Origin of the sequence: Achromobacter sp. D10 (assembly GCF_035282245.1) — a bacterium.
Taxonomy (GTDB): Bacteria; Pseudomonadota; Gammaproteobacteria; order Burkholderiales; family Burkholderiaceae_B; genus Achromobacter; species Achromobacter insolitus.
The window spans coordinates 434323-455431 of the sequence record NZ_JAYJLE010000002.1 but is presented as its reverse complement, the minus strand read 5'-3'; the positions used below and the strand labels follow the sequence as shown (position 1 = coordinate 455431).

20 protein-coding genes are annotated in these 21109 nt (G+C 65.6%); 13 read left to right on the top strand and 7 right to left on the bottom strand.

Annotated elements, in window-relative coordinates:
- Window positions 1–41: 41 nt before the first annotated feature.
- On the bottom strand, window positions 42–1625 hold the full coding sequence (locus VCS63_RS08960) for a sulfatase (RefSeq protein WP_238912864.1): 1584 nt from the start codon (window positions 1623–1625) through the stop codon (window positions 42–44).
- A 133-nt stretch (window positions 1626–1758) separates the two neighbouring features.
- Here VCS63_RS08960 and VCS63_RS08955 point away from each other — a divergent pair, with 133 nt between their 5' ends.
- The gene (locus VCS63_RS08955) at window positions 1759–2664 is read left to right on the top strand and encodes a LysR family transcriptional regulator (protein ID WP_042796699.1); all 906 of its coding nucleotides are present in this window, start codon (window positions 1759–1761) and stop codon (window positions 2662–2664) included.
- A gap of 123 nt (window positions 2665–2787) precedes the next feature.
- Here VCS63_RS08955 and VCS63_RS08950 read toward each other — a convergent pair whose 3' ends face one another.
- The 3 genes from VCS63_RS08950 to VCS63_RS08940 all read right to left on the bottom strand — a co-directional run bounded on the left by VCS63_RS08950 (window position 2788) and on the right by VCS63_RS08940 (window position 5394).
- On the bottom strand, window positions 2788–3231 hold the full coding sequence (locus VCS63_RS08950) for a hypothetical protein (RefSeq protein ID WP_308022908.1): 444 nt from the start codon (window positions 3229–3231) through the stop codon (window positions 2788–2790).
- A gap of 186 nt (window positions 3232–3417) precedes the next feature.
- On the bottom strand, window positions 3418–4140 hold the full coding sequence (locus VCS63_RS08945) for an META and DUF4377 domain-containing protein (protein ID WP_076815942.1): 723 nt from the start codon (window positions 4138–4140) through the stop codon (window positions 3418–3420).
- A gap of 429 nt (window positions 4141–4569) precedes the next feature.
- Window positions 4570–5394 (bottom strand): lysozyme inhibitor LprI family protein, encoded by an 825-nt coding sequence (locus tag VCS63_RS08940; RefSeq protein WP_063642112.1) that lies wholly within the window; start codon window positions 5392–5394, stop codon window positions 4570–4572.
- Between the two features lie 295 nt (window positions 5395–5689).
- On the opposite strand from VCS63_RS08940, the gene VCS63_RS08935 reads away from it, so the two are divergent.
- Window positions 5690–6457 carry a substrate-binding domain-containing protein gene (locus VCS63_RS08935; protein WP_076815945.1) on the top strand — a complete coding sequence of 256 codons (768 nt, stop codon included), beginning with the start codon at window positions 5690–5692 and terminating at the stop codon, window positions 6455–6457.
- Between the two features lie 99 nt (window positions 6458–6556).
- Here the strand turns inward: VCS63_RS08935 and VCS63_RS08930 are convergent, their stop codons facing one another.
- Window positions 6557–7156 (bottom strand): nitroreductase family protein, encoded by a 600-nt coding sequence (locus VCS63_RS08930; RefSeq protein WP_012478218.1) that lies wholly within the window; start codon window positions 7154–7156, stop codon window positions 6557–6559.
- Window positions 7157–7337: 181 nt separating this feature from the next.
- Here VCS63_RS08930 and VCS63_RS08925 point away from each other — a divergent pair, with 181 nt between their 5' ends.
- The 11 genes from VCS63_RS08925 to VCS63_RS08875 all read left to right on the top strand — a co-directional run bounded on the left by VCS63_RS08925 (window position 7338) and on the right by VCS63_RS08875 (window position 18701).
- Window positions 7338–7709 carry a tRNA-binding protein gene (locus VCS63_RS08925; RefSeq protein ID WP_042796694.1) on the top strand — a complete coding sequence of 124 codons (372 nt, stop codon included), beginning with the start codon at window positions 7338–7340 and terminating at the stop codon, window positions 7707–7709.
- A gap of 112 nt (window positions 7710–7821) precedes the next feature.
- Window positions 7822–8958 carry an NAD(P)/FAD-dependent oxidoreductase gene (locus VCS63_RS08920; protein WP_042796692.1) on the top strand — a complete coding sequence of 379 codons (1137 nt, stop codon included), beginning with the start codon at window positions 7822–7824 and terminating at the stop codon, window positions 8956–8958.
- A gap of 29 nt (window positions 8959–8987) precedes the next feature.
- The gene (locus tag VCS63_RS08915) at window positions 8988–9404 is read left to right on the top strand and encodes a RidA family protein (RefSeq protein ID WP_323879352.1); all 417 of its coding nucleotides are present in this window, start codon (window positions 8988–8990) and stop codon (window positions 9402–9404) included.
- Between the two features lie 126 nt (window positions 9405–9530).
- A complete protein-coding gene (locus tag VCS63_RS08910; protein ID WP_063960090.1) occupies window positions 9531–10976 on the top strand; it encodes a M81 family metallopeptidase in 1446 nt (481 codons plus the stop codon).
- A 53-nt stretch (window positions 10977–11029) separates the two neighbouring features.
- Window positions 11030–12601, top strand: coding sequence for an ABC transporter substrate-binding protein (locus VCS63_RS08905; RefSeq protein ID WP_063642115.1), 1572 nt, complete (start codon window positions 11030–11032; stop codon window positions 12599–12601).
- A 51-nt stretch (window positions 12602–12652) separates the two neighbouring features.
- On the top strand, window positions 12653–13588 hold the full coding sequence (locus VCS63_RS08900) for an ABC transporter permease (RefSeq protein ID WP_042796689.1): 936 nt from the start codon (window positions 12653–12655) through the stop codon (window positions 13586–13588).
- Window positions 13589–13600: 12 nt separating this feature from the next.
- Window positions 13601–14476, top strand: a complete 876-nt coding sequence (locus VCS63_RS08895; protein ID WP_063642116.1) for an ABC transporter permease — start codon at window positions 13601–13603, stop codon at window positions 14474–14476.
- Between the two features lie 8 nt (window positions 14477–14484).
- The gene (locus VCS63_RS08890) at window positions 14485–15492 is read left to right on the top strand and encodes an ABC transporter ATP-binding protein (RefSeq protein WP_063642117.1); all 1008 of its coding nucleotides are present in this window, start codon (window positions 14485–14487) and stop codon (window positions 15490–15492) included.
- Window positions 15493–15500: 8 nt separating this feature from the next.
- Window positions 15501–16514, top strand: a complete 1014-nt coding sequence (locus VCS63_RS08885; protein ID WP_063960088.1) for an ABC transporter ATP-binding protein — start codon at window positions 15501–15503, stop codon at window positions 16512–16514.
- A gap of 12 nt (window positions 16515–16526) precedes the next feature.
- Window positions 16527–17981: an N-acyl-D-amino-acid deacylase family protein gene (locus VCS63_RS08880; protein ID WP_063642119.1), complete on the top strand. Its 1455-nt coding sequence runs from the start codon at window positions 16527–16529 to the stop codon at window positions 17979–17981.
- 84 nt (window positions 17982–18065) lie between these two features.
- Complete coding sequence (locus tag VCS63_RS08875) at window positions 18066–18701, top strand: XRE family transcriptional regulator (RefSeq protein ID WP_323879349.1); 636 nt, start codon at window positions 18066–18068, stop codon at window positions 18699–18701.
- Window positions 18702–18721: 20 nt separating this feature from the next.
- On the opposite strand, the gene VCS63_RS08870 is transcribed toward VCS63_RS08875, so the two are convergent.
- Window positions 18722–19858, bottom strand: coding sequence for a CaiB/BaiF CoA transferase family protein (locus tag VCS63_RS08870; protein ID WP_042796686.1), 1137 nt, complete (start codon window positions 19856–19858; stop codon window positions 18722–18724).
- Window positions 19855–21096: an acyl-CoA dehydrogenase family protein gene (locus VCS63_RS08865; protein WP_323879348.1), complete on the bottom strand. Its 1242-nt coding sequence runs from the start codon at window positions 21094–21096 to the stop codon at window positions 19855–19857. Before VCS63_RS08865 ends, VCS63_RS08870 begins: the two co-directional genes overlap by 4 nt.
- Window positions 21097–21109: the final 13 nt, after the last annotated feature.

Genomic DNA, 21109 nt, shown 5'->3' with positions numbered 1-21109 from the left:
CCTGGATGGGCTGGCCGGTGGGCCAGCGTCTCTGCGAGTGGTCAGGCGATGGCCGAAGGATGCGGACTGCTCTCGGCGTGGCGGATCATGCTGCGCGACAGTTCCAGCAGCAGTTCAGCGCGCAGCGAGCCGGCCGCGGGGTCGTCCCACAGATTGCGCAGCTCGTGCGGGTCTTCGCGCAGGTCGTAGAGTTCGCCCCAGGCGGCATCGGCATAGACGCTGAGCCGGTGGCGCGGCGTTTGCAGCGTGCGCATGCGGGTGCGGCCAGGGAAGCCGAACATGGTGCGTTGCCCCTCTTCCTCGATCAAAACCGCATCGCGCACGCGCTCCGCCTCGCCGGACATGAGCGGCAGCAAGGACGCGCCCTGCATGCCGTTGTAGGCAGGCAAGCCAGCGCGCGCCAGCACTGTCGCGGCGATGTCGGCGGTCGAACACAACGCCTGGCTGCGCGCGGCGGCAGGCGCGGCCTGCGGATCCCGCCAGATGAATGGCGTGCGGATCAGGCTTTGGTAGTGGACCGGCCCTTTGAGCAGCAATTGATGGTCGCCGAAGTAGTCGCCGTGGTCGCTGGTGAAGATGACGACGGTGTTGTCGTCCAACCCGGTCTGGCGCAATGCCTGCATGACCCGGCCGATGGTGGCGTCGATATGGCTGATGGAACCATAGTTCAGCGCGATGGCTTCGCGCGCCTCGCGCTCGGTGCAGGCGAAGATGGCGGGCGTATGCTTGACGGCCTTGCCTTCGTCCCGCTGCCGATGCAGCCAGGCCACATGGGGCGGTATCTGGCGCCCGGTAGAGACGCAGGCATGAAAGGACTCCGGCAGCAGGACGTCCTCCGGGCGGTACATATCCCAGTACTTGCCATGCGGCGTGAAGGGGTGGTGCGGATCGGGAAACGAACACTGGATGAAAAATGGCTTGCCACCCGCGGCATGCTCGCGCAATTGCGCAATGGTCTGGTCGCCTATGTATGCCGTGGTGGAGCATTCTTCCGGCACACGGGTGCGCCAGGCCTGGTGATGCTCGGTCAGCACATAGCCGGGCGCTGGCATGGCATGTTCAGGGCCCCACAGGCGCCGCGCTTCCGGGTGCTCTCGCGCCAGCCAGCGTTCGTAATGGCCCCAGACCTGGTCGCCATGGTCAACCGCGAGCGCCACGCGCTCGAAACCATAAAACGGGGTGTCCAGGTCATGGGCGGGGTCTGTGCGCCAGAGCGGTCCCCATTCCTGGTCATAGTTGCCGGGCTCGGCAACCCACGCCTCGCCCCGCGCGCCGTCGCCGGCGGGCGGCCAGACCGCCGGCTTGCCCGTCATATTCTGCAGATGTGACTTGCCGATCAGCGCCGTCGCGTAGCCCGCGCCGCGCAAGCGGTCGACAAAGGTGGTCGCGCGCTGCGACAAGGGGATGCCGTTGTGGCGCACGCCGTGCACCGAGGGCATGCGGCCGGTCATCAAGGTGGCGCGATTGGGCATGCAGATGGGCGACGCCACGTAGAAACGGTCCGCCGACCACCCCTGCTCCGCCAGTGCGTCCAGCGCCGGCGTGCGCAGCATGGCGTTGCCATAACTGCCCAGATGATCCGCGCGCTGCTGATCCGTGATGAATAGCAGGAAATTCGGCTGCATCGTGTCTCCTCGCCGCCGGCTTTGCACCGGCTGGACTCTGTTTTGTGGCCATTATGGTTAGGCGAGACATAAATTGATAATGAATTAATATTACCGAGCCATAACCCTGAATTTATGTCTGAGGGACGTCTGCATGGACTGGACTCATCGCATCCGCCTGCGCCACCTGGCCATCCTGGTGCGCCTGTGCGACACCCGCAATCTGAGCCAGGTTGCCTCGGAGCTGAATATCACGCAGCCCGCGCTGTCCAAGTGGCTGAAAGACCTGGAAGAAGACATCGGCCTGACGCTGTTCGACCGCCACGCGCGAGGCATCGAGCCCACGCCCTACGGGCTGGAACTGCGCACCCATGCGCGCGAAATCCTGGGCAAGCTGGGACGCGCCCAGGACACCATGGCGCAACTTGCCCGCGGCGCCACCGGAACGCTGGCGGTGGGCGTCACGCCCAATATCGCGCCGGTGCTGCTGCCGCCCAGCATCCAACGCTTTCGCGAACGCTATCCTCGCGTACTGCTGCGGCTGGCCGAAAACACCCTGGACCATCTGCTCCCGCTGGTGCAGGAAGGCACATTCGATGTGTTGGTCGGCCGCCTGGAACAGCATTCGCTGCCCCGCAACCTGCACTACGAAGAGCTGTACGGCGAACCCATTTGCCTGGCCGTGGGCACGGCGCATCCGCTCGCGCACAAGCGCAAGGTGACATGGCAAGATGTGCAGGAATACCCCTGGATCGCGCCCGGCGCTTCAACACCGATGCGGATCCGCATCGATTACGAACTGGCGCTGGCCGGCCAGCCCGCGCCCTGGCATCAGGTGGAATCGTCGTCGGTGCTGGTCAACCTGGCGCTGCTGGACGGATCCGACCTGGTGCTGCCGATCTCGGAGCGGCTGGCGCGACATTTCGCCAAGCAGCACATGATCAAGGTATTGCCGCTGGCGATGCGCAGCCGGGGCATTACCGGCATGGTGTGGCGCGATGCCGCGCTGGCCTCCGAACATGCGGCGTATTTCATGGAATGCCTGCGGCTGGCGCGCTAAGTCCGGCTCGGGAAAATGACAGATCATCCGCCGAATCCTGATCGCCTATCGGACCTATCCATGACCCAATCCGAGCCTTGCCGGCCTAGCCGCGCTGCCGCGCAACCCCGGCCGCAGGCGCGCTCACCAAGACACGTGGAACATTGCCTTGGCCAGCACCACGATGAACGCCATGTGGCAGAACACGCTGACATGCATGCGCCGGCTCAGGGCGCCGGTCAGATGCTGGCGCCGCGCCAAGGTCAACGCCGTGGCGACATGAACCAGCACGCTCAAGGCCAGCGCGATCTTCAGCAACAGCAGGATGCCAAAAGACGAGGCGAATGGATCCGCAAGCGCGCTGCGGTACTGCCAGGCCAGTCCCAGACCGGCCAGGTACAACACCACCACCGACCACGGCAGCACCGCTCGCACCCGCGGCGCCAACTGGCTGCCCAGCGCATGGCGCACCTCGGGTGGCAGACGTTTATGCACGGGCTCCAGGAACAGCACCTCGAAGGTGACGGTGCCGACGAAAAGAAAGGCGGCGAGCAGGTGCAGGATGAGCAGCAAGGGGTAGGTATTCATGGCTGCGTGTAGTTCCCACGGATGGGGGTGACCGTCAGTAGCAATTTTCCCATCCGGGCGCGACCCGTGAAGTGATGAATGTCAAACTCCTGCCGCACCGGCCCGCCAGAGCAACCCGCACGAAAAAAACGCGCCCGAGGGCGCGTTTATTGGGAGGGAGGCCTGCAGCAAACTGCGGCGCGCAGTCTACTTGCGCGACGCGTCCTGCTCCACCACCATATCCAGCACATACACCTGCTTGGGCGCATCCGCGGGCGGATTCTTCCAGTCGTAGCGCTTCACGCGCAGCACGGTGCGCACGCCGTCCTGGTGCTGGAAGCCTTCGATGGACTGATACAGCGGATGCCACTTGTCCTGGGTGGGCTGCTGCACGCCAGCGTCGTTGTAGCGGCGCTCGCGCACCATCAGGCACTGATAGTTGGGAATCAGCGGGTGGCTGCACTCGGTCTTCTTCGCGGCGACTTCCAGGAACATGATTTCGCCGGCGCTGCCGTACAGGGTCTCGGGCGTCGGTTCGCCGACGAACTTCAGCACGCTGCCGTCCTGCGCGACCAGTTCCAGCCCGGGTTCGGATGCTTGTCCGCTGAGCGTGGCACGCAGTTCGCCCTTCATGCGCTGGCCGATTTCGGCGTCCAGGCGCATCAGGCTTTGGTCGCAGGCTTTCATGGTCGACGCGAGGTTCGCCACGCGCAGCACGCCATTCGTGTAGGTGTAGCCGCCGAACTGCGCGTTGCAGCCGCCGCGGATATTCAGCGCGTCCTGCGTGAACGACAGGCGCAGTTGGTGTTCGACGCCGGCCTGCAGCGCGGCGATCGGCTTGCCCGCCGCATCGGTGGCGGAAGCCAGGCGCCAGTAGTAGGCGGGCAGGCTCACTTCAGGGCTGGCGGGCGTGGTGGCGGTAGTGGGCATGGAGGACGATCCTTCGCGGGGAGAGGAAGTCGGAGCGCAAGCTTGCAGCAGCGCGGCGCATACGGACGCAAGGAGGATGGTTTTCTTCATGGTTCGTTCCTGTCAGCCGGATGGCACTGATGAAAAGCGGGATTCTACGTTCGCGGGATGGACGTTTTGAACGCGCGGCCCTCCAGTGGGTTTCAAAATCTTGCCGCCGATCCGGCCCGAAAAATATCCTCCGGGCAACGTCTCCTACGGGTTTTCCCTAGGCAAACGCGTACTGCTCTAGTCTGCCAGCGAACAGCCGAGAGGTCTTCGCTGGCTTACAACTAAATACATAACCCTCAAAATACTGCAAGTATTGCCAATACACCGGGAACTGCACGCAATACGCGCAAACCGTCGCGACACCGGCCTGATCGCGCAGGCGCGATCAACTCACCGGCGTCAGTTGGCGGGGTAGGACGCGCCCGTCAGGCAGGCTCGGGCCCACTCATAGTCGTCATCGCCCACGATCTCTCCATCGATCTTGGGCAGCGGCTGGGAGGGATAGGAAAAGTCCGGCTTTTGCGGCTTCATGTTCCATTTTGTCTCGCCTGCCGTATCGGAGCATGCCTCGTCCGAGTTGCTGAACGAGCAGGACGCAGCCAACTGCGGTTTGCCGTGCACGATGTTGGCGACATAACGCTTGGTATAAACGCCGCCCGAAGCCCAGTACTCGTCGACCGAGCAGATGCGGTCATGGTTCTGGTAGTGGCGCGTCGCGAAGCAACCGTAGTAGGCATGTTCGCCCGGCAAGATGTCGCATGAAGTCGAGTAGCCGGCGTAGGCGCCGCCGGTGAATTGCGCCTGGAACTGCTGCTGGCGAACGGCGCTGCCGATCATGTCGGGCAGCGCGGCGCCCTTGTGTGTTTCCTTGAGTTGCGCCGTACGGCTTTGGATCAAATCGCGAGCAACGCCTGCAACCGTCTTGCCGGCGGGAACCGAACCCGGATCCTCGATCAGGTTCATCAGCGCGCCGTCGCGCGCCACAATCCAGCGCTTCTGGCTGTGCGCCAGCATGGCGCGGATATCGCCGTCGGGGGCCTGTTTCAGTATCGCGGCGTAAGCCCGGTTCAACTCGGCGTCCGCCGCCACGGTCTTGCGGTCCGAGCAGATCAGCTTTTCCACGGCGGTGGCGGCTTTGGCGCAATCGATCGCGTAGGCGGGCGCGGCAAGCGCGTATAGGCTCGCCAAGCACAACAGGCGGCCCGCGGAGATTCCAGATTTCATGTGACGTTTCCCTTTGAGGATGCGCCTCGCGTTGTCTCGATGCCTGAAGACGGTGTCGTCGTCCAGCGCGAAGCGGCAGCAAGGCTGCACTATGCACGCGACTTTTTAACAGACTGAAAACGGAGTTCATCCCTTTGCACCGCGGCGCGGATTGCAGGTCCGCTGGAATATTCCCCTTCCCCTGCTCGTCTACTCAGTGGCAAGCCGCGCAAGAGATCACGCGGCGCACCGCGTATCAACCAGCCGAACACGCCGGACGCCCGGCGTCGGTCAGCGCAGAAATGGAAGTCTTGATATGAAGTCGATCAGATCGTTTGCCTGCGGCATTGCCCTGGCTTGCACCGCCGCCGGCAACGCCTGGGCCGCTCCGAGCCTGAACGTATACGGCCCCGGCGGTCCCGCGCCCGCGATGAAGGAAGCGGCCGCTGCATTCGGCAAGCTGCACGGCATTGACGTCAGCGTCACCGCGGGCCCGACGCCGGCCTGGGCCGACCAGGCCAAACAGGACGCCGACGTGATCTACAGCGGCGCCGAAAACATGATGAGCGGCTTCGCCTCGGCGCTGCCGGGCGTGTTCGAGCTGCGCGAGGCCCGCACGCTGTACCTGCGGCCCTCGGCTATCCTGGTGCGGCCCGGCAATCCCAAGGCCATCAAGGGCTTCAAGGACCTGCTCCAGCCCGGCATCAAGGTCATGGCCGTGTCCGGCGCGGGCCAGACGGGACTGTGGGAAGACGTGGCCGGCCGTCTTGGCGACATCGAAACCGTGCGCGCCTTCCGCGCCAACCTCGTGCTGCCGGAGGCCGGCAACAGCGCGCAGGCGCGCACCCAATGGACCGAGGACAAGACCATAGACGCCTGGCTGATCTGGAACATCTGGCAGGTGTCCAACCCCGGGCTCGCCAGCGTGGTCGAGGTGGAAGAGCCGTACCGCATCTATCGCGACGCGGGCGCCGTCGTCACCAAAAAAGGCAAGGGCAATGCGCAGGCGCAAGCCTTTGTCGACTTCCTGACCGCAGCGGAAGGACGGGCGATCTTCAAGAAATGGGGCTGGAAGACGGATTGAAGTCCATCAGGAGCCGGACACAAAAAAAGCCCGCGATTCCCAGGGATTTGCGGGCTTTCGGAAAAGCTCGGACCGGGACGCGCAAGGCGCCCCGAGAACTCAGCCGACCACGCGGAAGCGCTCGGCGTCGTCCATGAACGCCTTCTCGCCGAAGCCGTTCTCGTTGGAGCCGAACGGCATCTGCGCACGCAGCTTCCAATAAGCCGGAACGTTCCATTCGCGGGCGACGGAGGCGTCGATCAGCGGGTTGTAGTGCTGCAGGCTGGCGCCCACGCCGGCGCTGGCCAGGGTGCTCCAGACCGACAACTGAGCCATGCCGCCCGCTTGCTCGGACCAGACCGGGAAGTTGTCCGCGTACAGCGCAAATTTTTCCTGCAGACCCTGCACCACGCCCTGGTCTTCGTAGAACAGCACGGTGCCCACGCCCGCGGCGAAGCTCTTGAGCTTGGCTTCGGTCTGGGCAAAGCTCTCGGCCGGCGCGACCTTGCGCACTTCTTCGATTGCGATGTTCCAGAGCTTCTCGCTCTCGGCGCCGAACAGGATCACGGCGCGCGAACTTTGCGAGTTGAACGACGAGGGGCTGTGCTTGATCGCGTCCTGGATCAGGGAGGTCAGTTCCTCCTTGGAGATCGACAGGTTGCGGCCCAGCGAATACTGCGTGCGACGCTGCTTGAGGGCGTCCAGATATGCGTTGCTCATGACGATTTGGCCTTCCGACGAGTAGATAGAGGAAAATGCATGAGGAATTCTAACGAGCGGCGATTGTTCCGAATACGTACCAGAGCTAAAAAAACCCCTCATCGTGCGGAACAAACTGTTCTGCCCATGAAGCTAATCTGCTCCGTACACAACAAGCGCTATCCCAATTCAAGGAGCCCGCGTGCATTACACCCAAGACCCGAACACCCCGGCCAGCGCCGACATCGGCTTTGACGATTTTCTCAAGGTCGACATCCGCGTCGGCACGATCCTGTCGGCGCAGGCCTTTCCCGAGGCCCGCAAGCCCGCTTACAAACTGACGATAGATTTCGGCTCCGGCGTGGGCATTCGAAAAAGTTCGGCGCAGATCACCGCGCGCTACGCGCTGCCAGAGCTGGCCGGCAAGCGCGTCATGGCGGTGGTGAATTTTCCGCCGCGCCAGATCGGGCCGGTGAAGTCCGAAGTACTGGTGCTGGGTTTCGCGGACGAAGCCGGCGGCATCGTGCTTGCGGTGCCGGATGACCAGGTTCCCAACGGCACGCGCCTGACCTGATCCCCCAAGCCCCGGAGTTCCTCCATCGGGGCTTTCCCCTATTACTTGTCTGCCGTCAAAAAACTATCGTATTCGAGAATTATCAAATAAGAGAATTCTCGCTTCCGACAAAATGACAGCAGAACCCCTATTCGATTACGCCGTGATCGGCGCCGGTATCGCCGGCGCTTCCGTGGCCTACCGCCTGAGTGCCACGGCCACGGTCGCCGTGTTGGAACGCGAAGCCCAGCCGGGCTACCACTCCACTGGCCGCTCCGCCGCCATGTTCATGGAAACCTACGGCACGGCCCAGATCAAGGCGCTTACCCGCGCCAGCCGCGCCTTCTACGAAAATCCGCCGCAAGGCTTCAGCGAGCATCCGCTGCTCAGCCCGCGCGGCGTGCTGTACATCGCCACGCCCGAACAGCAGGACCTGCTGCGCGAGGTCTACGACGACTTCCGCAGCCAATCGCCCAATGTGGCGCTGATCGACGCCGAACAGGCCGTCGAGCGTGTGCCCTGCCTGCGCGGCGACCAGATCTGCGGCGCCATCGAAGAACCGGACGCTCGCGACATCGACGTGCACGCCTTGCACCAGGGTTTTCTGCGCGGCATGGTCCGCCAAGGCGCGGTGCTGCACAACAATGCGGAAGTGGTGTCGGCCGCGCACGCTGGCGACGCCTGGACGCTGACCCTGGCCGACGGCCGCAGCCTTCGAGCGCGCGCGCTGGTCAATGCGGCCGGCGCCTGGGCGGACCATACCGCGGCCCTGTGCGGCGCGTCGCCCGTCGGCCTGCAGCCTTGCCGGCGCACCGCTTTTACCTTCTCCGGCCCGCAGGACATGGACTTTTCACATTGGCCGGCAGTGGTGGGAGTCGACGAAAGCTTTTACTTCAAGCCCGACGCGGGGCAGTTGCTGGGCTCGCCGGCCAACGCCGATCCAGTCGCGGCCCACGACGTGGTACCGGAGGAGCTGGACGTCGCTACCGGCATTTACCGCATCGAAACCGCCACCTCGCTCACCATCCGCCGTCCCAAGCACACGTGGGCCGGCCTGCGCTCCTTTGTGCGCGACGGCGATTTCGTCGTCGGGTGGGACGCCGATGCGCCCGCTTTCTTCTGGCTGGCGGCGCAAGGCGGCTATGGTATCCAGACGGCCGCGGCGACCTCCGAACTGGCTGCTGCCCTGCTCACGCGCCAACCGGTGCCCGCCCATCTGCATGCGCACGGCGTGGACGCCGAAGCCGTGCGTCCCGCGCGCCTGCGCTGACCCCTCCCCTTGCCTCCAGAGAGCCCATCATGACTTCCATCGTCCGCTACCCCAGCCCTCTTCCCCTGCCGTTCTCCCGCGCCACCCAGGCCGGCGGCTTCCTGTTCCTGTCGGGCCAGATTCCGATGGACGCCAACGGCCAGGTCGTGCGCGGTGACATCACCGTCCAGACCCATGCCGCTATCGAGCGCATCAAGGAAACGCTGGCCCTGACGGGCGCCACGCTCAAGGACGTCGTGCGCGTGACGGTATGGCTGTCGGACCTGGCGCTGTTCGCGCAATTCAACGACGCCTACCGCAGCCACTTTTCGTCTGACTTCCCCTCTCGTTCGACGGTCGAGGCCAAGCTCGCCTTGGACGTGGACGTGGAAATCGAAGTGCAGGCCTGGCAGGGCGCGGCGGCGGGCCACGGCGGCTTCACGCCCGGCCCTGTGTCCGAAGCCTGAGCCCGCGCCGCGGGCTTGTTCGATCGCTTGACATCGCCAGGCCCCCGCGCCAGGCGGTGCGGCCTTTCCCTCGCGCTCGCGGCAACGCCTGCGCCCCCTGTGCACATCTTTACGCGGAGCGGCAGCATGAAAATTTTTTCCGGGTCCCTGGCGACCGAGACGAACACCTTCTCTCCCATCCCGACCGGGCTGTCCGCCTATCGGGCGCGTGGCTACTATCCCGCGGGCCAGCACCCGGACCGCATGCAGATGTTCTCCGGGCCGCTGTGGGCGGCGCGCCAGCGCGCGCAAGGCAAGAACTGGACCCTGATCGAAGGCCTGACCGCGGGCGCCACGCCGGCCGGCATCACCACGCGCCACGCCTATGAGACCCTGCGCGACGAACTGCTGGGAGACCTGAAGCGCGCGGGCAAGGTCGACATCGCGTTGTTCGGCCTGCACGGCGCCATGGTGGCAGACGGCTATGACGATTGCGAAGGCGATCTGCTGCGCCGGGCGCGCGAGATCGTCGGTCCCGACGCCGTGATCGGCGCCGAGCTGGACCCGCATTGCCACATGACGGCCGACATGATGGAAAGCGCCGACTTCCTGGTCTGCTTCAAGGAATATCCACACACCGACATCCTGGAACGCGCCTACGACCTGGTGGACCTGTGCGTAGCGCGCGCCGAAGGCCGCATCAAGCCCACGCGCGCCGTGTACGACTGCGAGATGATCTCCATCATGCACACCAGCCGCGAACCGATGCGCGGCTTCGTGGACCGCCTGCTTGCCATGGAAGGCAAGGAAGGCGTGCTGTCCGTATCCATTGCACATGGCTTCCCCTGGGGCGACACGCCCGACATGGGTTCCAAGGTGCTGGTCTACACGGATGGCGACCAGGCGCAGGCCGATGCCCTGGCGCGCGCGCTGGGCGAAGAGATCATCGGTTTTCGCGACCAGTTGGCGCCGCCCTACCCCGGCGCCGACGAAGCGCTGGACCAGGCGCTGGCACTGAACGACTTCCCCGTGGTCCTGGCCGACTCCGCCGATAACGCGGGCGGCGGCGCGCCCAGCGACGCCACTTTCATCCTGGAGCGCGTGCTGGCGCGCGGCATCACCGATGTGGCGACTGGTCCGTTCTGGGACCCGGTGGCCGTGCAGCTGTGTTTCGAGGCCGGCGAAGGCGCGCGCATCCAGCTGCGCATCGGCGGCAAGGTAGCGCCCGTATCCGGCCAGCCGCTGGACCTGGACTGCGAGATCGTGGCGCTCAAGCGCGACGCCATCATGACCGGGCTGGCCGGCACGCCAGCGCTGCTGGGCGACGTGGCCGTCGTGCGCAGCCAGGGCGTGACCATCGCGCTGACCACCAACCGGACCCAGGCCATGGGCACCGACCTGTTCACACAGTTCGGCGTGGACCTGCAGGCCATGAAGCTCATCATCGTGAAGTCGTCGCAGCATTTCTACGCCTCGTACTCGAAGGTCGGCCGCCACGTCATCTATGTGGAAACGCCGGGCGCCATCACGCAAAACTACAACGCGCTGCCTTACACCAAGCGCAAATTGCCGAAGTGGCCATTCACGGCCTGAGGCGCCATCCATCGCCGCCCGGCATGGACACGGGAACAACCTAGGGGATAACAATGATCAGACGTTTCAGTTTGCTGGGCGCAGCCGCCCTGCTGGCCATGGGGGCCGCCACGGGCGCGTTCGCGCAGACCAAGACCCTGCGCCTGGTTCCGCATGCGGACCTCAAGACGCTCGACCCGCTCTTCAACACGGCCTACATCACGCGCAACCACGGCTACATGGTGTTCGACACCCTGTTCTCGCAGGATAGCCGCGGCCAGGTCAAGCCGCAGATGGTGGACAGCTGGACCGCCTCGGAAGACGGCAAGAGCTGGAGTTTCACGCTGCGTCCCGGCCTGAAATTCAACGACGGCACGCCGGTCAAGGCCGAGGACTGCGTGGCGTCGATCCAGCGCTGGGCCAAAAAGGACACCCTGGGCCAGGCTTTGATGGCCGCGGGCGCCGAATTCGCGGTTACGGGCGACAACAGCTTCACGCTCACGCTCAAGGAACCTTTCGGCCTCGTGCTGGATGCCTTGTCCAAGCCTTCGGGCATGCCGCCCTTCATCATGCCCAAGCGCCTGGCCGTGACGGATCCGAACACCCAGGTCACCGAGATGGTCGGCTCGGGCCCCTTCCTGTTCAAGCGCGACGAATGGGTGCCCGGCAACAAGGTCGTCTATGTGAAGAACCCGGCCTACGTGCCGCGCGCCGAGCCCGCGGATGGCCTGGCAGGCGGCAAGAACGTCAAGGTTGACCGCGTCGAATGGGTCTACATCCCGGATGGCAACACGGCCACCGCTGCCCTGATGAACGGCGAAGTCGACATGATCGAACAGACCACGCCGGACTTCCTGCCTGTACTGGAAAGCAACAAGGACATCACCCTGAACACGTCGGTGGCGACGCAGGGCATGGTCATCCTCAATTCGCTGCATCCGCCGTTCGACAACCCGCTCGCCCGCCAGGCGCTGTACCACCTGGTCAACCAGAAAGAAATGCTGTCGGCCATGGGCTACCCGGAAAAATACCGCGTGGACTATTGCCCCAGCCTCTTTGTCTGCGGTTCGCCCCTGGCCAGCGACGCCGGCGCCGCGCCCTATGCCAAGACCGATCCGGCGCGCGCCAAGCAGCTGCTGCAGGAAGCCGGATACAAGGGCGAGAAGGTTGTGGTCCTGTATCCCACGGACCACCTGAGCGCACCCGCCGTCATGGTACTGACGCAGAACATGAAAAAGGCCGGTATCAACGTCGACCTGCAGTCCATGGACTGGGCTTCGCTGGCTGGACGCCGCCTGAAGAAGGATCCTCCCGCGCAAGGCGGCTGGAACGTGTTCCTCACCTGGGGCGGCTATTACGACGCCAGCACGCCGGTGACCAACCCCTGGATGTCCGCCGCCTGCGGCAACAGCCTGCCGGGCTGGCCCTGCGACAAAGAGCTCGATGCATTGCGCACCAGCTGGATCCGCGAGACCGACGCAGCCAAGCGCAAGGACATCGCCGCGCAGATGCAGGCGCGCGCCTACCAGACCGTGCCTTATGTCATGTGGGGCGAATTCAAGCCCGTGTCCGCGTTCCGCGGCCTCGCGCATACCGAGCTGCTGAAGACCGGCATCCCGGTGATGTGGAACATCGAGAAGCAGTAAGGCACGTGCCGGGCGCCGCGCGCGCCCGGCCGCAAGCCGGGGGAAAACAGCGTGAAATACATACTGCGCCGCATCGCGGCCGTCATTCCTGTCATGGCCGTGGTCGCGGTCGTGGTGTTCCTGCTGATCCACCTGTCGCCAGGTGATCCCGCAGCCGTGATCGCGGGCGACAACGCCACCGCAGACGACGTGGAGAAGATCCGCCAGAACCTGGGCCTGGACAAACCGCTGCTGCAGCAGTTCGGGATCTGGGTCAGCCATATCGCCACGGGCGATCTGGGTACCTCGATCTCTACGCAGATGCCTGTCTCGCAACTGATCGGCCAGCGCATGGGGCCGACGCTGTCCATTGCCATCTTCACCATGCTCTTCGCGGTGATCGCGGCGATTCCGCTGGGCGTGCTGGCGGCCTGGCACGCTGGACGCTGGCTGGACCGGCTGGTCATGATCGGCGCGGTCTGCGCGTTTTCGGTGCCGGTGTTCCTGATCGGCTACAGCCTCGTCTACGGATTTTCCATCAAACTGGGCTGGCTGCCGGTGCAAGGCTACAAGCCGCTGGCGGACGGCGTGGCGCCCTATCTGCGCCATCTGGTGCTGCCCTGCCTGTCCCTGGGCCTCGTTTACATGGCGCTGCTGACACGCATGACGCGCGCCACCATGCTGGAAGCCTTGTCCGAGGACTACATCCGCACCGCCCGTGCCAAGGGCCTGGCAGCGGGGCCCATCGTCTGGCATGCGCTGAAGAATGCCGCCAATCCCATCGTCACCACGATCGGCGTGGGCGTGGCCCTGCTGATCGGCGGCGTCGTGGTCACGGAAACCGTGTTCGCCATACCCGGCCTCGGCCGGCTGACCATCGACGCCGTGCTGCGGCACGACTATCCCGTGATCCAGGGCGTGTTGCTGGTGGCCTCGGGCATCTATGTACTGATCAACCTGCTGGTCGACCTGAGCTACCGGCTCTTCGATCCGCGCATCCGCTATTGAACGGGGCAACGCATGACTACCACTACCCTGTCCCTGCCCGCGCGGCGTCCGCGCCACCGGCGCCTGCTGCGGTCGCTGCGCCGCCATCCCATGCTGTACCTGGGCGGCGTCATCCTGCTGGCGCTGGCCGCGATTGCGCTGGCCGCCCCCTGGCTGGCCACCGTCGACCCGCAAGACATCAATCCGCTGGCGCGCATGAAGCCGCCCTCATCGGAACACTACTTCGGCACCGATGCGCTGGGCCGCGATGTCTATTCACGCACCGTCTGGGGCGCCCGCGTCTCGCTTGTGGTCGGCATCGTCGTGGCGGTGGTATCCACCGTCGCCGGCGTGGCGCTGGGCATGGCGGCGGGCTACTTCCGCCGCATCGACGCCTTCATCATGCGCATCATGGACGGCCTCATGGCCATTCCGGGCGTTTTGCTGGCCATTGCGCTGATGGCCACCCTGAAGGGCGGCCTGGGTACCGTGATCATCGCCATCGTCATTCCGGAAGTACCGCGCGTGGTGCGCCTGGTGCGGGCGCTGGTGCTGACGATACGCGAACAACCGTACATCGAGGCGGCGGTCTCCTGCGGCACGCGCGTGCCCGCCATACTGCTGCGCCACATCCTGCCCAACCTGTTCGCCCCGCTGATGGTGCAAGCCACCTTCATCGCGGCATCCGCCATCCTGACCGAAGCGGTGCTCAGCTTCCTGGGCGTGGGCATTCCGCCCCAGATCCCCAGCTGGGGCAACATCATGGCCGAAGGCCGCAACTTCGTCGCCGTGGCTTTCCACATCATCCTGTATCCAGGCCTGTTCCTGGGCGTGGCCGTCCTGGCCGTCAATCTGGTGGGCGACGGGTTGCGCGACATGCTCGATCCCCGCCTGGCCAAGAAGCTGTAGGAGCACACATGCAAACCCAACCCGTCTTGCGCGTGCGCGACCTCACCACCTGTTTCGACGGCGACGAAACCACCGTGGTCGCCGTGGACCGCCTGTCCTTCGACCTGATGCCCGGCGAAACGCTGGGCCTGGTCGGCGAATCCGGCTGCGGCAAGAGCGTCACGTCCCTGTCCATCATGCGCCTCCTGCGCGCCCCCGGACGCGTGGCCGGCGGCAACATCGAATTCGACGGCCAGGATCTGCTGGCGCTGCCCGAGAAGTCCATGCGCTCGATCCGCGGCAACCAGATTTCGATGATCTTCCAGGAGCCCATGACCTCGTTGAACCCCGTGTTCACGGTCGGCCGGCAGATCTGCGAATCGCTCATGCTGCACCAGGGCATGTCGCGGCGCGCGGCCATGGCGCAGGCTGAGTCGCTGCTGGAGCTGGTGCAGATCTCCGATCCGGCGCGCCGCGTGCGCGAGTATCCCTATCAGCTTTCCGGCGGCATGCGTCAACGCGCCATGATCGCCATGGCGCTGGCCTGCCAGCCCAAGGTCCTGATCGCCGACGAGCCGACCACCGCGCTGGACGTCACCATCCAGGCGCAGATCCTGCACCTGTTGCGCGAAATCCAGCAACGGCTGGGCACGTCCATCGTGCTCATCACCCACGACCTGGGCGTGGTGGCACAGATGTGCCAACGCGTCATCGTGATGTACGCCGGACGCAAGGTCGAAGAAGGCAGCGTGGATGACATCCTGGACCGCGCCCAACATCCCTATACCCAGGCGTTGATCCGTTCGCTGCCGGATTTCGCCGAAGGCCAGGACCACACGGCGCGGCTGGCCGAATTGCCCGGCATCGTGCCGGTCATGACGCCGCAGTCGCGCGGCTGCGCCTTCGCGGCGCGCTGCCCGGAAGCGCAGCCGCGCTGCGCCGAGCAGGCGCCCAGCGCAGCCGACGCCGGCAATCGCCACCGCGTCTGGTGCTGGGCCCGCGAGGCCGCCCCCGCGTCCGCCGCACTGACCGCCTGAGGCCCGCCATGAATCTGCACGACATCCCCCTTTCGAGCGCCGTTCCGGCGACCGCCGCCGAGGCCCCGCCCATGCTGGAAGTCATCGGCCTGAAGAAGCACTACCCCGTGGACAGCGGCAGCGGCGCCAAGGTATTGCGCGCAGTCGACGGCGTGTCCTTGTCGGTGCCGCGCGGCCAGACGCTGAGCCTGGTCGGCGAGTCCGGTTGCGGCAAGTCCACCACAGGCAAATGCCTGATCCGACTGACGGACCCTACCGAGGGCCGTATCCTTCTGGAAGGACGCGACCTGGCCGCGATGAACAGCGGCGAACTGCGCGCCATGCGCCAACGCATGCAGTTCATCTTCCAGGATCCGTTTTCCTCGATGAACCCGCGCATGCGGGTGCGCGACATCATCGGCGAGCCCCTGCGCGCCTTTGGCCACGGCCGCGCCGCGATCCGCGACCGCGTCACGCAGTTGCTGGCCCGCGTCAGCCTGCGCCCGGACGCCGCCGACCGCTACCCCCACGAGTTTTCGGGCGGGCAGCGCCAGCGCATCGTGATCGCCCGCGCGCTGGCGCTGGACCCGGGCCTGATCGTCTGCGATGAACCGGTGTCGGCGCTGGATGTGTCGGTACAGGCACAGGTCATCAATTTGTTGATGGATCTGCAGCGCGATCTGGGACTGACCTATGTCTTCATTTCGCATGACCTGAGCGTGGTGCGCCACATCAGCCACCGCGTCGCCGTGATGTACCTGGGCAAGATCGTCGAGACCGGCACGCGCGATGCCATCTTTGAACGCCCCGCCCACCCCTATACCCGCGCCCTGTTGGCCGCCGTGCCTTCCGCCCGCCAAGGCGAGCGCAAGCCCGTGGAAGTGCTGAAGGGGGAAATTCCCAGCCCCTTGTCGCCCCCCTCGGGCTGCGCTTTCCGCACCCGCTGCCCGATGGCGCAGCCACGCTGCGCGGAAGAAACACCTCAGCCTCGCCAGATCGCCCCCGAGCAACAGGTCGCCTGTCATTTCGCCACCCCCATTTAGCCGGAGAACCGCATGTCCCAGCCCGACGCCACCCCGTTCGACTACATACTTTCCGGCGGCACCGTCATCGACGGCACGAACGCGCCAGGCCGGCTCGCCGACGTGGGCGTGCGGGGCGATCGGATTGCCGCCGTCGGCGACCTGAGCGCCAGCAGCGCCCGCCGGCGCATCGACGTGGCGGGAAAAGTGGTGTCTCCGGGCTTCATCGACTCGCACACGCATGACGACAACTACCTGCTGAAACACCGCGACATGACGCCCAAGATCTCGCAGGGCGTCACCACCGTGGTCACGGGCAACTGCGGTATCAGTCTCGCCCCGCTGGCGCACGCCAATCCGCCCGCGCCGCTGGATCTGCTGGACGAAGGCGGCTCGTTCCGCTTTGCACGCTTCTCGGACTACCTCGAAGCCCTGCGCGCCGCGCCGCCTGCCGTCAACGCCGCCTGCATGGTGGGCCATTCCACCCTGCGCGCCGCCGTCATGCCCGACTTGCGGCGCGAAGCCACGGCCGATGAAATCCAGGCCATGCAGGCGCTGGCCGACGATGCGCTGGCCAGTGGCGCCATCGGCATTTCCACAGGCGCCTTCTATCCGCCCGCCGCCCATGCCAGCACCGAGGAAATCATCGAAGTCTGCCGCCCCCTGAACACGCATGGCGGCGTATACGCCACCCATATGCGCGATGAGGGCGAACATATCGTCCAGGCGCTGGAGGAGACCTTCCGCATCGGCCGCGAACTGGACGTGCCGGTCGTTATCTCGCACCACAAGGTCATGGGCAAGCCCAATTTCGGGCGCTCCAAGGAAACGCTCGCCTTGATCGAGGCGGCCATGGCCAGCCAGGACGTATCGCTGGACGCCTATCCCTACGTGGCGGGCTCCACCATGCTCAAGCAGGACCGCGTCCTGCTTGCCGGCCGCACGCTTATCACCTGGTGCAAGCCCTATCCCGAACTGAGCGGACGCGACCTGGAAGAAATCGCCGCCGAGCGAGGCAAGTCCAAGTACGACGTGGTGCCCGAACTGCAGCCCGCCGGCGCCATCTACTTCATGATGGACGAGCCCGACGTGCAGCGCATCCTGGCGTTCGGCCCCACCATGATCGGGTCCGATGGCCTGCCCCACGACGAGCGCCCCCACCCTCGCCTGTGGGGAACGTTTCCCCGGGTGCTGGGCCACTACTCGCGCGACCTGGGCCTGTTCCCATTGGAGACCGCGGTCTGGAAAATGACCGGCCTGACCGCCGCCAAATTCGGCCTGGCCGAACGGGGCCAGGTGCAGCCCGGCTACTACGCCGACCTGGTGGTCTTCGACCCGGCCACGGTGGCGGACTCGGCCACGTTCGAGCATCCCACCGAGCGCGCCGCGGGCATCCATTCGGTCTACGTCAACGGCGCGGCCGTCTGGGAAGACCAGTCGTTCACTGGCCAGCATGCCGGCCGCGTCCTCAACCGGGCCGGAGCCTGAGCCCCGCCAGCCTTTACAATCCGGCATACGCAGCGGGGCTTGCGGGCCCTGCCCCCAACCACCCCCTACCTGCCAGATCGCTACATGCCCCTACCCGGCACTACATCCCCACCCGAGATCGTGGGCAAGGAAGAAATGGGCGCTCGCCTGCGGGCCGAGCGCAAGGCGCGGAAAATGACCTTGCAGGCGCTGTCCCGCGCCAGCGGCATCGCGGTTTCGACGCTATCGAAAGCGGAGCTGGGGCAGATCGCCCTCAGCTACGAGAAATTCGCCGCGCTGGCGCGCGCGCTCGGCATAGACATGACCCGCATGTTCATGCTGCCAGACGCCTCGCAGGCCGCCGTCGCCCCTACTTTCGTCAAGAACAAGCTCAGCGACGCCCGCGACTACGTCACGGAGAACTACCATTACCGCTTGCTCATGGGCGAGTACCCCGGCAAGAAAATGACGCCCATGCTGGCGCTGATCGATTCTCGCAAGGTCGTCGAATTCGAGGACTACATCCGGCACCCTGGCCAGGAATTCGCAGTCGTGCTGTCCGGCAAGGTCCGTATCCAATTCGAGAACGGCGACAGCGTCGTGCTGGGCAAGCTGGAAACCGCCTACTTCGATAGCAGCATCGGCCACATCTACCTGTCGATGAGCAAAAAGCCCGCCGAGGTCCTGGCAGTGTGCAGCGACGTCGGCGAAGTGCCGTCCCGGCTCAAGCCTCCCGCCTGAGCCGTCGCGGGGCCCGACGCCTAGCGCAGCAGGTCCGCGTTATGCTCGCCCAGTCCCGGCGCGACGCCAGCTCGTGCCCGGGGGCTCGCCGAAAACCGGAACGGCGTGGCAGCGCAAAGCAGCTCCCCTTCCGTCGGGTGCTCGACGGTCTCGAAGAAGCCCACGTCCGCCAGATGCGGATCGCGCAGCAGGTCGCCCAGGCCATTGGCCGGACCGGCGGGGATGTCATGCTCAAGAAACAGCGCCAGCCATTGCGCCGCGTCGCGTTCCAGCAGGCTCCGGCTGACTTCCTCGTACAAGGGTTCGGCATGGCGAATGCGGTCCCCCATGGTCGCGAACCGGGGGTCGGCGGCCAGCTCGGGACGGCCCAGCAAGGCAAACAGGCGCTGCCATTGCGCATCGGTGTTGGCCACCAGGCATACATAGCCCTCGCGTGTCTTCAAAGGCCGGTGATAACGGCTGAAGACCCGCTCATAGCCACGCGGCTCGGCCTCCTGGACGCCGCCGAACATGCTGTCCGCCAGATGTTCAACCAGGTTGAACGAGGCCATGGTTTCGAACATGGGGACCTCCACCTGCTGCCCTTGACCGGTGGCGGCTCGCGCCACCAGCGCCGACGCAATGGCGCCCGCCAGGTAAACGCCGCAGAGCTTGTCGGTAAACAGCATGGGAATGAAGCCCGGCTCGCCATACATTCTTGCGTGCAGGCCGGACACACCGCTCATGCCCTGGATCACATCGTCATAGGCAGGGCGTTCGGCATACCGCCCATCCTGGTGGAAGCCCAGCGCCACGGCATAGACCAGCCGCGGGTGACGCAAAGCCAGGCTGTCATAGTCGATGCCCAGGCGCCTGGCGGCCGCCGGCCGCATGTTGTGCACGAAAACGTCGGCGGTGGCCAGCAATTCATCCAGCCGCGCGACGTCCGCCGCCTGCTTCAGATCCAGGACCACGCTGCGCTTGCCGCGATTCAGGTTCAGGAAGAATGACCCCATTCTGGCATTGCGCGATTTGCCGACCATGCGCATCGGATCGCCCTGTGGAGGCTCCACCTTGATCACCTCGGCGCCCATGTCGGCAAGCAGTTGCGTCGCCATCGGTCCAAAAACGAAATTGCTGGCGTCGATGACGCGCACACCGGACAAAGGGCCAGTCATGGCTGCTCCTGGTTGATTGCCGCCCTGTTCGGGCTCTGGGAGATTGAAAGGGACGCCGCCGGCGCGGACCGTTCGCGCGCGTCGCGCAGCAGATCGCGTCCGATGATCAGATGCTGGACTTCGGTCGCGCCCTCGTAGATGCGCAGCGCCCGCACATCCCGGTACAACTGCTCCATGATGTGACCTGTGCGCACGCCCAGCCCGCCATGCATCTGCAACGCCGCGTCCACCACCTGCTGCGCGTGTTCGGTCGCGGCCAGCTTGGCCATGGCGGCGTCGCGCGACGAGCCGAGTCCTGCGTCGCGGGCCCATGCGGCGCGATAGACCAGCAGCGCCGAAGCGTCCGTCTGGATCGCCATCTGACTCAGCTTCGCCTGGGTCAGCTGGAAATCGGCCAGCGTCTTGCCGAACATCTTGCGCGCCAGCGCGTGCCCTGTGGCCTCGTGCAGCGCCCGGCGCGAAAAGCCCAGCGCCGCCGCGCCCACCGAGGTGCGGAAAATATCCAGCGTGCGCATGGCGAGCTTGAATCCCTGCCCAGGCTCGCCCAACAATTGACCTCCTCCGACGCGGCATGCGCTGAACGTCAATGTGGCCAGGGGATGCGGGGAAACGACGTCGATGCGTTCCGAAATATGCAGGCCAGGCGTACCGGCATCCACGATGAAGGCCGATATCCCCTTGGTGCCGGCGCTCTCCGGCTCGCGCGCGAAGACGACGTACTGGTCTGCGATGCCGCCGTTGGAAATCCAGGTTTTCTCCCCATCCAGGACGTAGGCGTCGCCATCCCGCCTGGCGACGCACGACAACGCGCCCACGTCGGAACCCGCCTGCGCCTCCGACAGCGCAAACGCCGCCACGTGCCGCCCTTCCCGGGCCGGCGTCAGATAGCGCGCGCGCTGCGCGGCCGTGCCGTCCAGCGCAATGGCGGCCGCCCCCAGGCCCTGCATGGCAAACGCAAAATCGAATAGCGCGCCATGTTGCGCCAGCCGGTCACGCAGCAGGCAGATGGCTCGCGCGTCGATGCCCGCGCCGGGCTCGCGCGGGTCGGGCACCGCATAGGCCAGCAACCCGGCCTCGCCCATGCCGGCCACCAGGCGCCGGCATTGCGCATCCATCTGTGGCCGGCCCTGCGGGGCGGGCCCGGCAGGCATGCTCGCCAGCCAGGCGTCGGCCTGCCGCAGCAGCGTCTGGTGGCGAGGCTCGAAGAACGGCCACGCGAGCGTTGCCTGCATGTTCATGAAGAAACGTCCT

Bases quoted from the DNA above. Each gene is read 5' to 3' on its own strand.
- VCS63_RS08905 (WP_063642115.1), top strand. From the start codon at position 11,030: ATGATCAGACGTTTCAGTTTGCTGGGCGCAGCCGCCCTGCTGGCCATG.
- VCS63_RS08910 (WP_063960090.1), top strand. From the start codon at position 9,531: ATGAAAATTTTTTCCGGGTCCCTGGCGACCGAGACGAACACCTTCTCT.
- VCS63_RS08915 (WP_323879352.1), top strand. From the start codon at position 8,988: ATGACTTCCATCGTCCGCTACCCCAGCCCTCTTCCCCTGCCGTTCTCC.
- VCS63_RS08895 (WP_063642116.1), top strand. From the start codon at position 13,601: ATGACTACCACTACCCTGTCCCTGCCCGCGCGGCGTCCGCGCCACCGG.
- VCS63_RS08960 (WP_238912864.1), bottom strand. From the start codon at position 1,625: ATGCAGCCGAATTTCCTGCTATTCATCACGGATCAGCAGCGCGCGGAT.
- VCS63_RS08865 (WP_323879348.1), bottom strand. From the start codon at position 21,096: ATGAACATGCAGGCAACGCTCGCGTGGCCGTTCTTCGAGCCTCGCCAC.
- VCS63_RS08880 (WP_063642119.1), top strand. From the start codon at position 16,527: ATGTCCCAGCCCGACGCCACCCCGTTCGACTACATACTTTCCGGCGGC.
- VCS63_RS08935 (WP_076815945.1), top strand. From the start codon at position 5,690: ATGAAGTCGATCAGATCGTTTGCCTGCGGCATTGCCCTGGCTTGCACC.
- VCS63_RS08945 (WP_076815942.1), bottom strand. From the start codon at position 4,140: ATGCCCACTACCGCCACCACGCCCGCCAGCCCTGAAGTGAGCCTGCCC.
- VCS63_RS08920 (WP_042796692.1), top strand. From the start codon at position 7,822: ATGACAGCAGAACCCCTATTCGATTACGCCGTGATCGGCGCCGGTATC.
- VCS63_RS08950 (WP_308022908.1), bottom strand. From the start codon at position 3,231: ATGAATACCTACCCCTTGCTGCTCATCCTGCACCTGCTCGCCGCCTTT.
- VCS63_RS08885 (WP_063960088.1), top strand. From the start codon at position 15,501: ATGAATCTGCACGACATCCCCCTTTCGAGCGCCGTTCCGGCGACCGCC.
- VCS63_RS08890 (WP_063642117.1), top strand. From the start codon at position 14,485: ATGCAAACCCAACCCGTCTTGCGCGTGCGCGACCTCACCACCTGTTTC.
- VCS63_RS08940 (WP_063642112.1), bottom strand. From the start codon at position 5,394: ATGAAATCTGGAATCTCCGCGGGCCGCCTGTTGTGCTTGGCGAGCCTA.
- VCS63_RS08955 (WP_042796699.1), top strand. From the start codon at position 1,759: ATGGACTGGACTCATCGCATCCGCCTGCGCCACCTGGCCATCCTGGTG.
- VCS63_RS08930 (WP_012478218.1), bottom strand. From the start codon at position 7,156: ATGAGCAACGCATATCTGGACGCCCTCAAGCAGCGTCGCACGCAGTAT.
- VCS63_RS08875 (WP_323879349.1), top strand. From the start codon at position 18,066: ATGCCCCTACCCGGCACTACATCCCCACCCGAGATCGTGGGCAAGGAA.
- VCS63_RS08870 (WP_042796686.1), bottom strand. From the start codon at position 19,858: ATGACTGGCCCTTTGTCCGGTGTGCGCGTCATCGACGCCAGCAATTTC.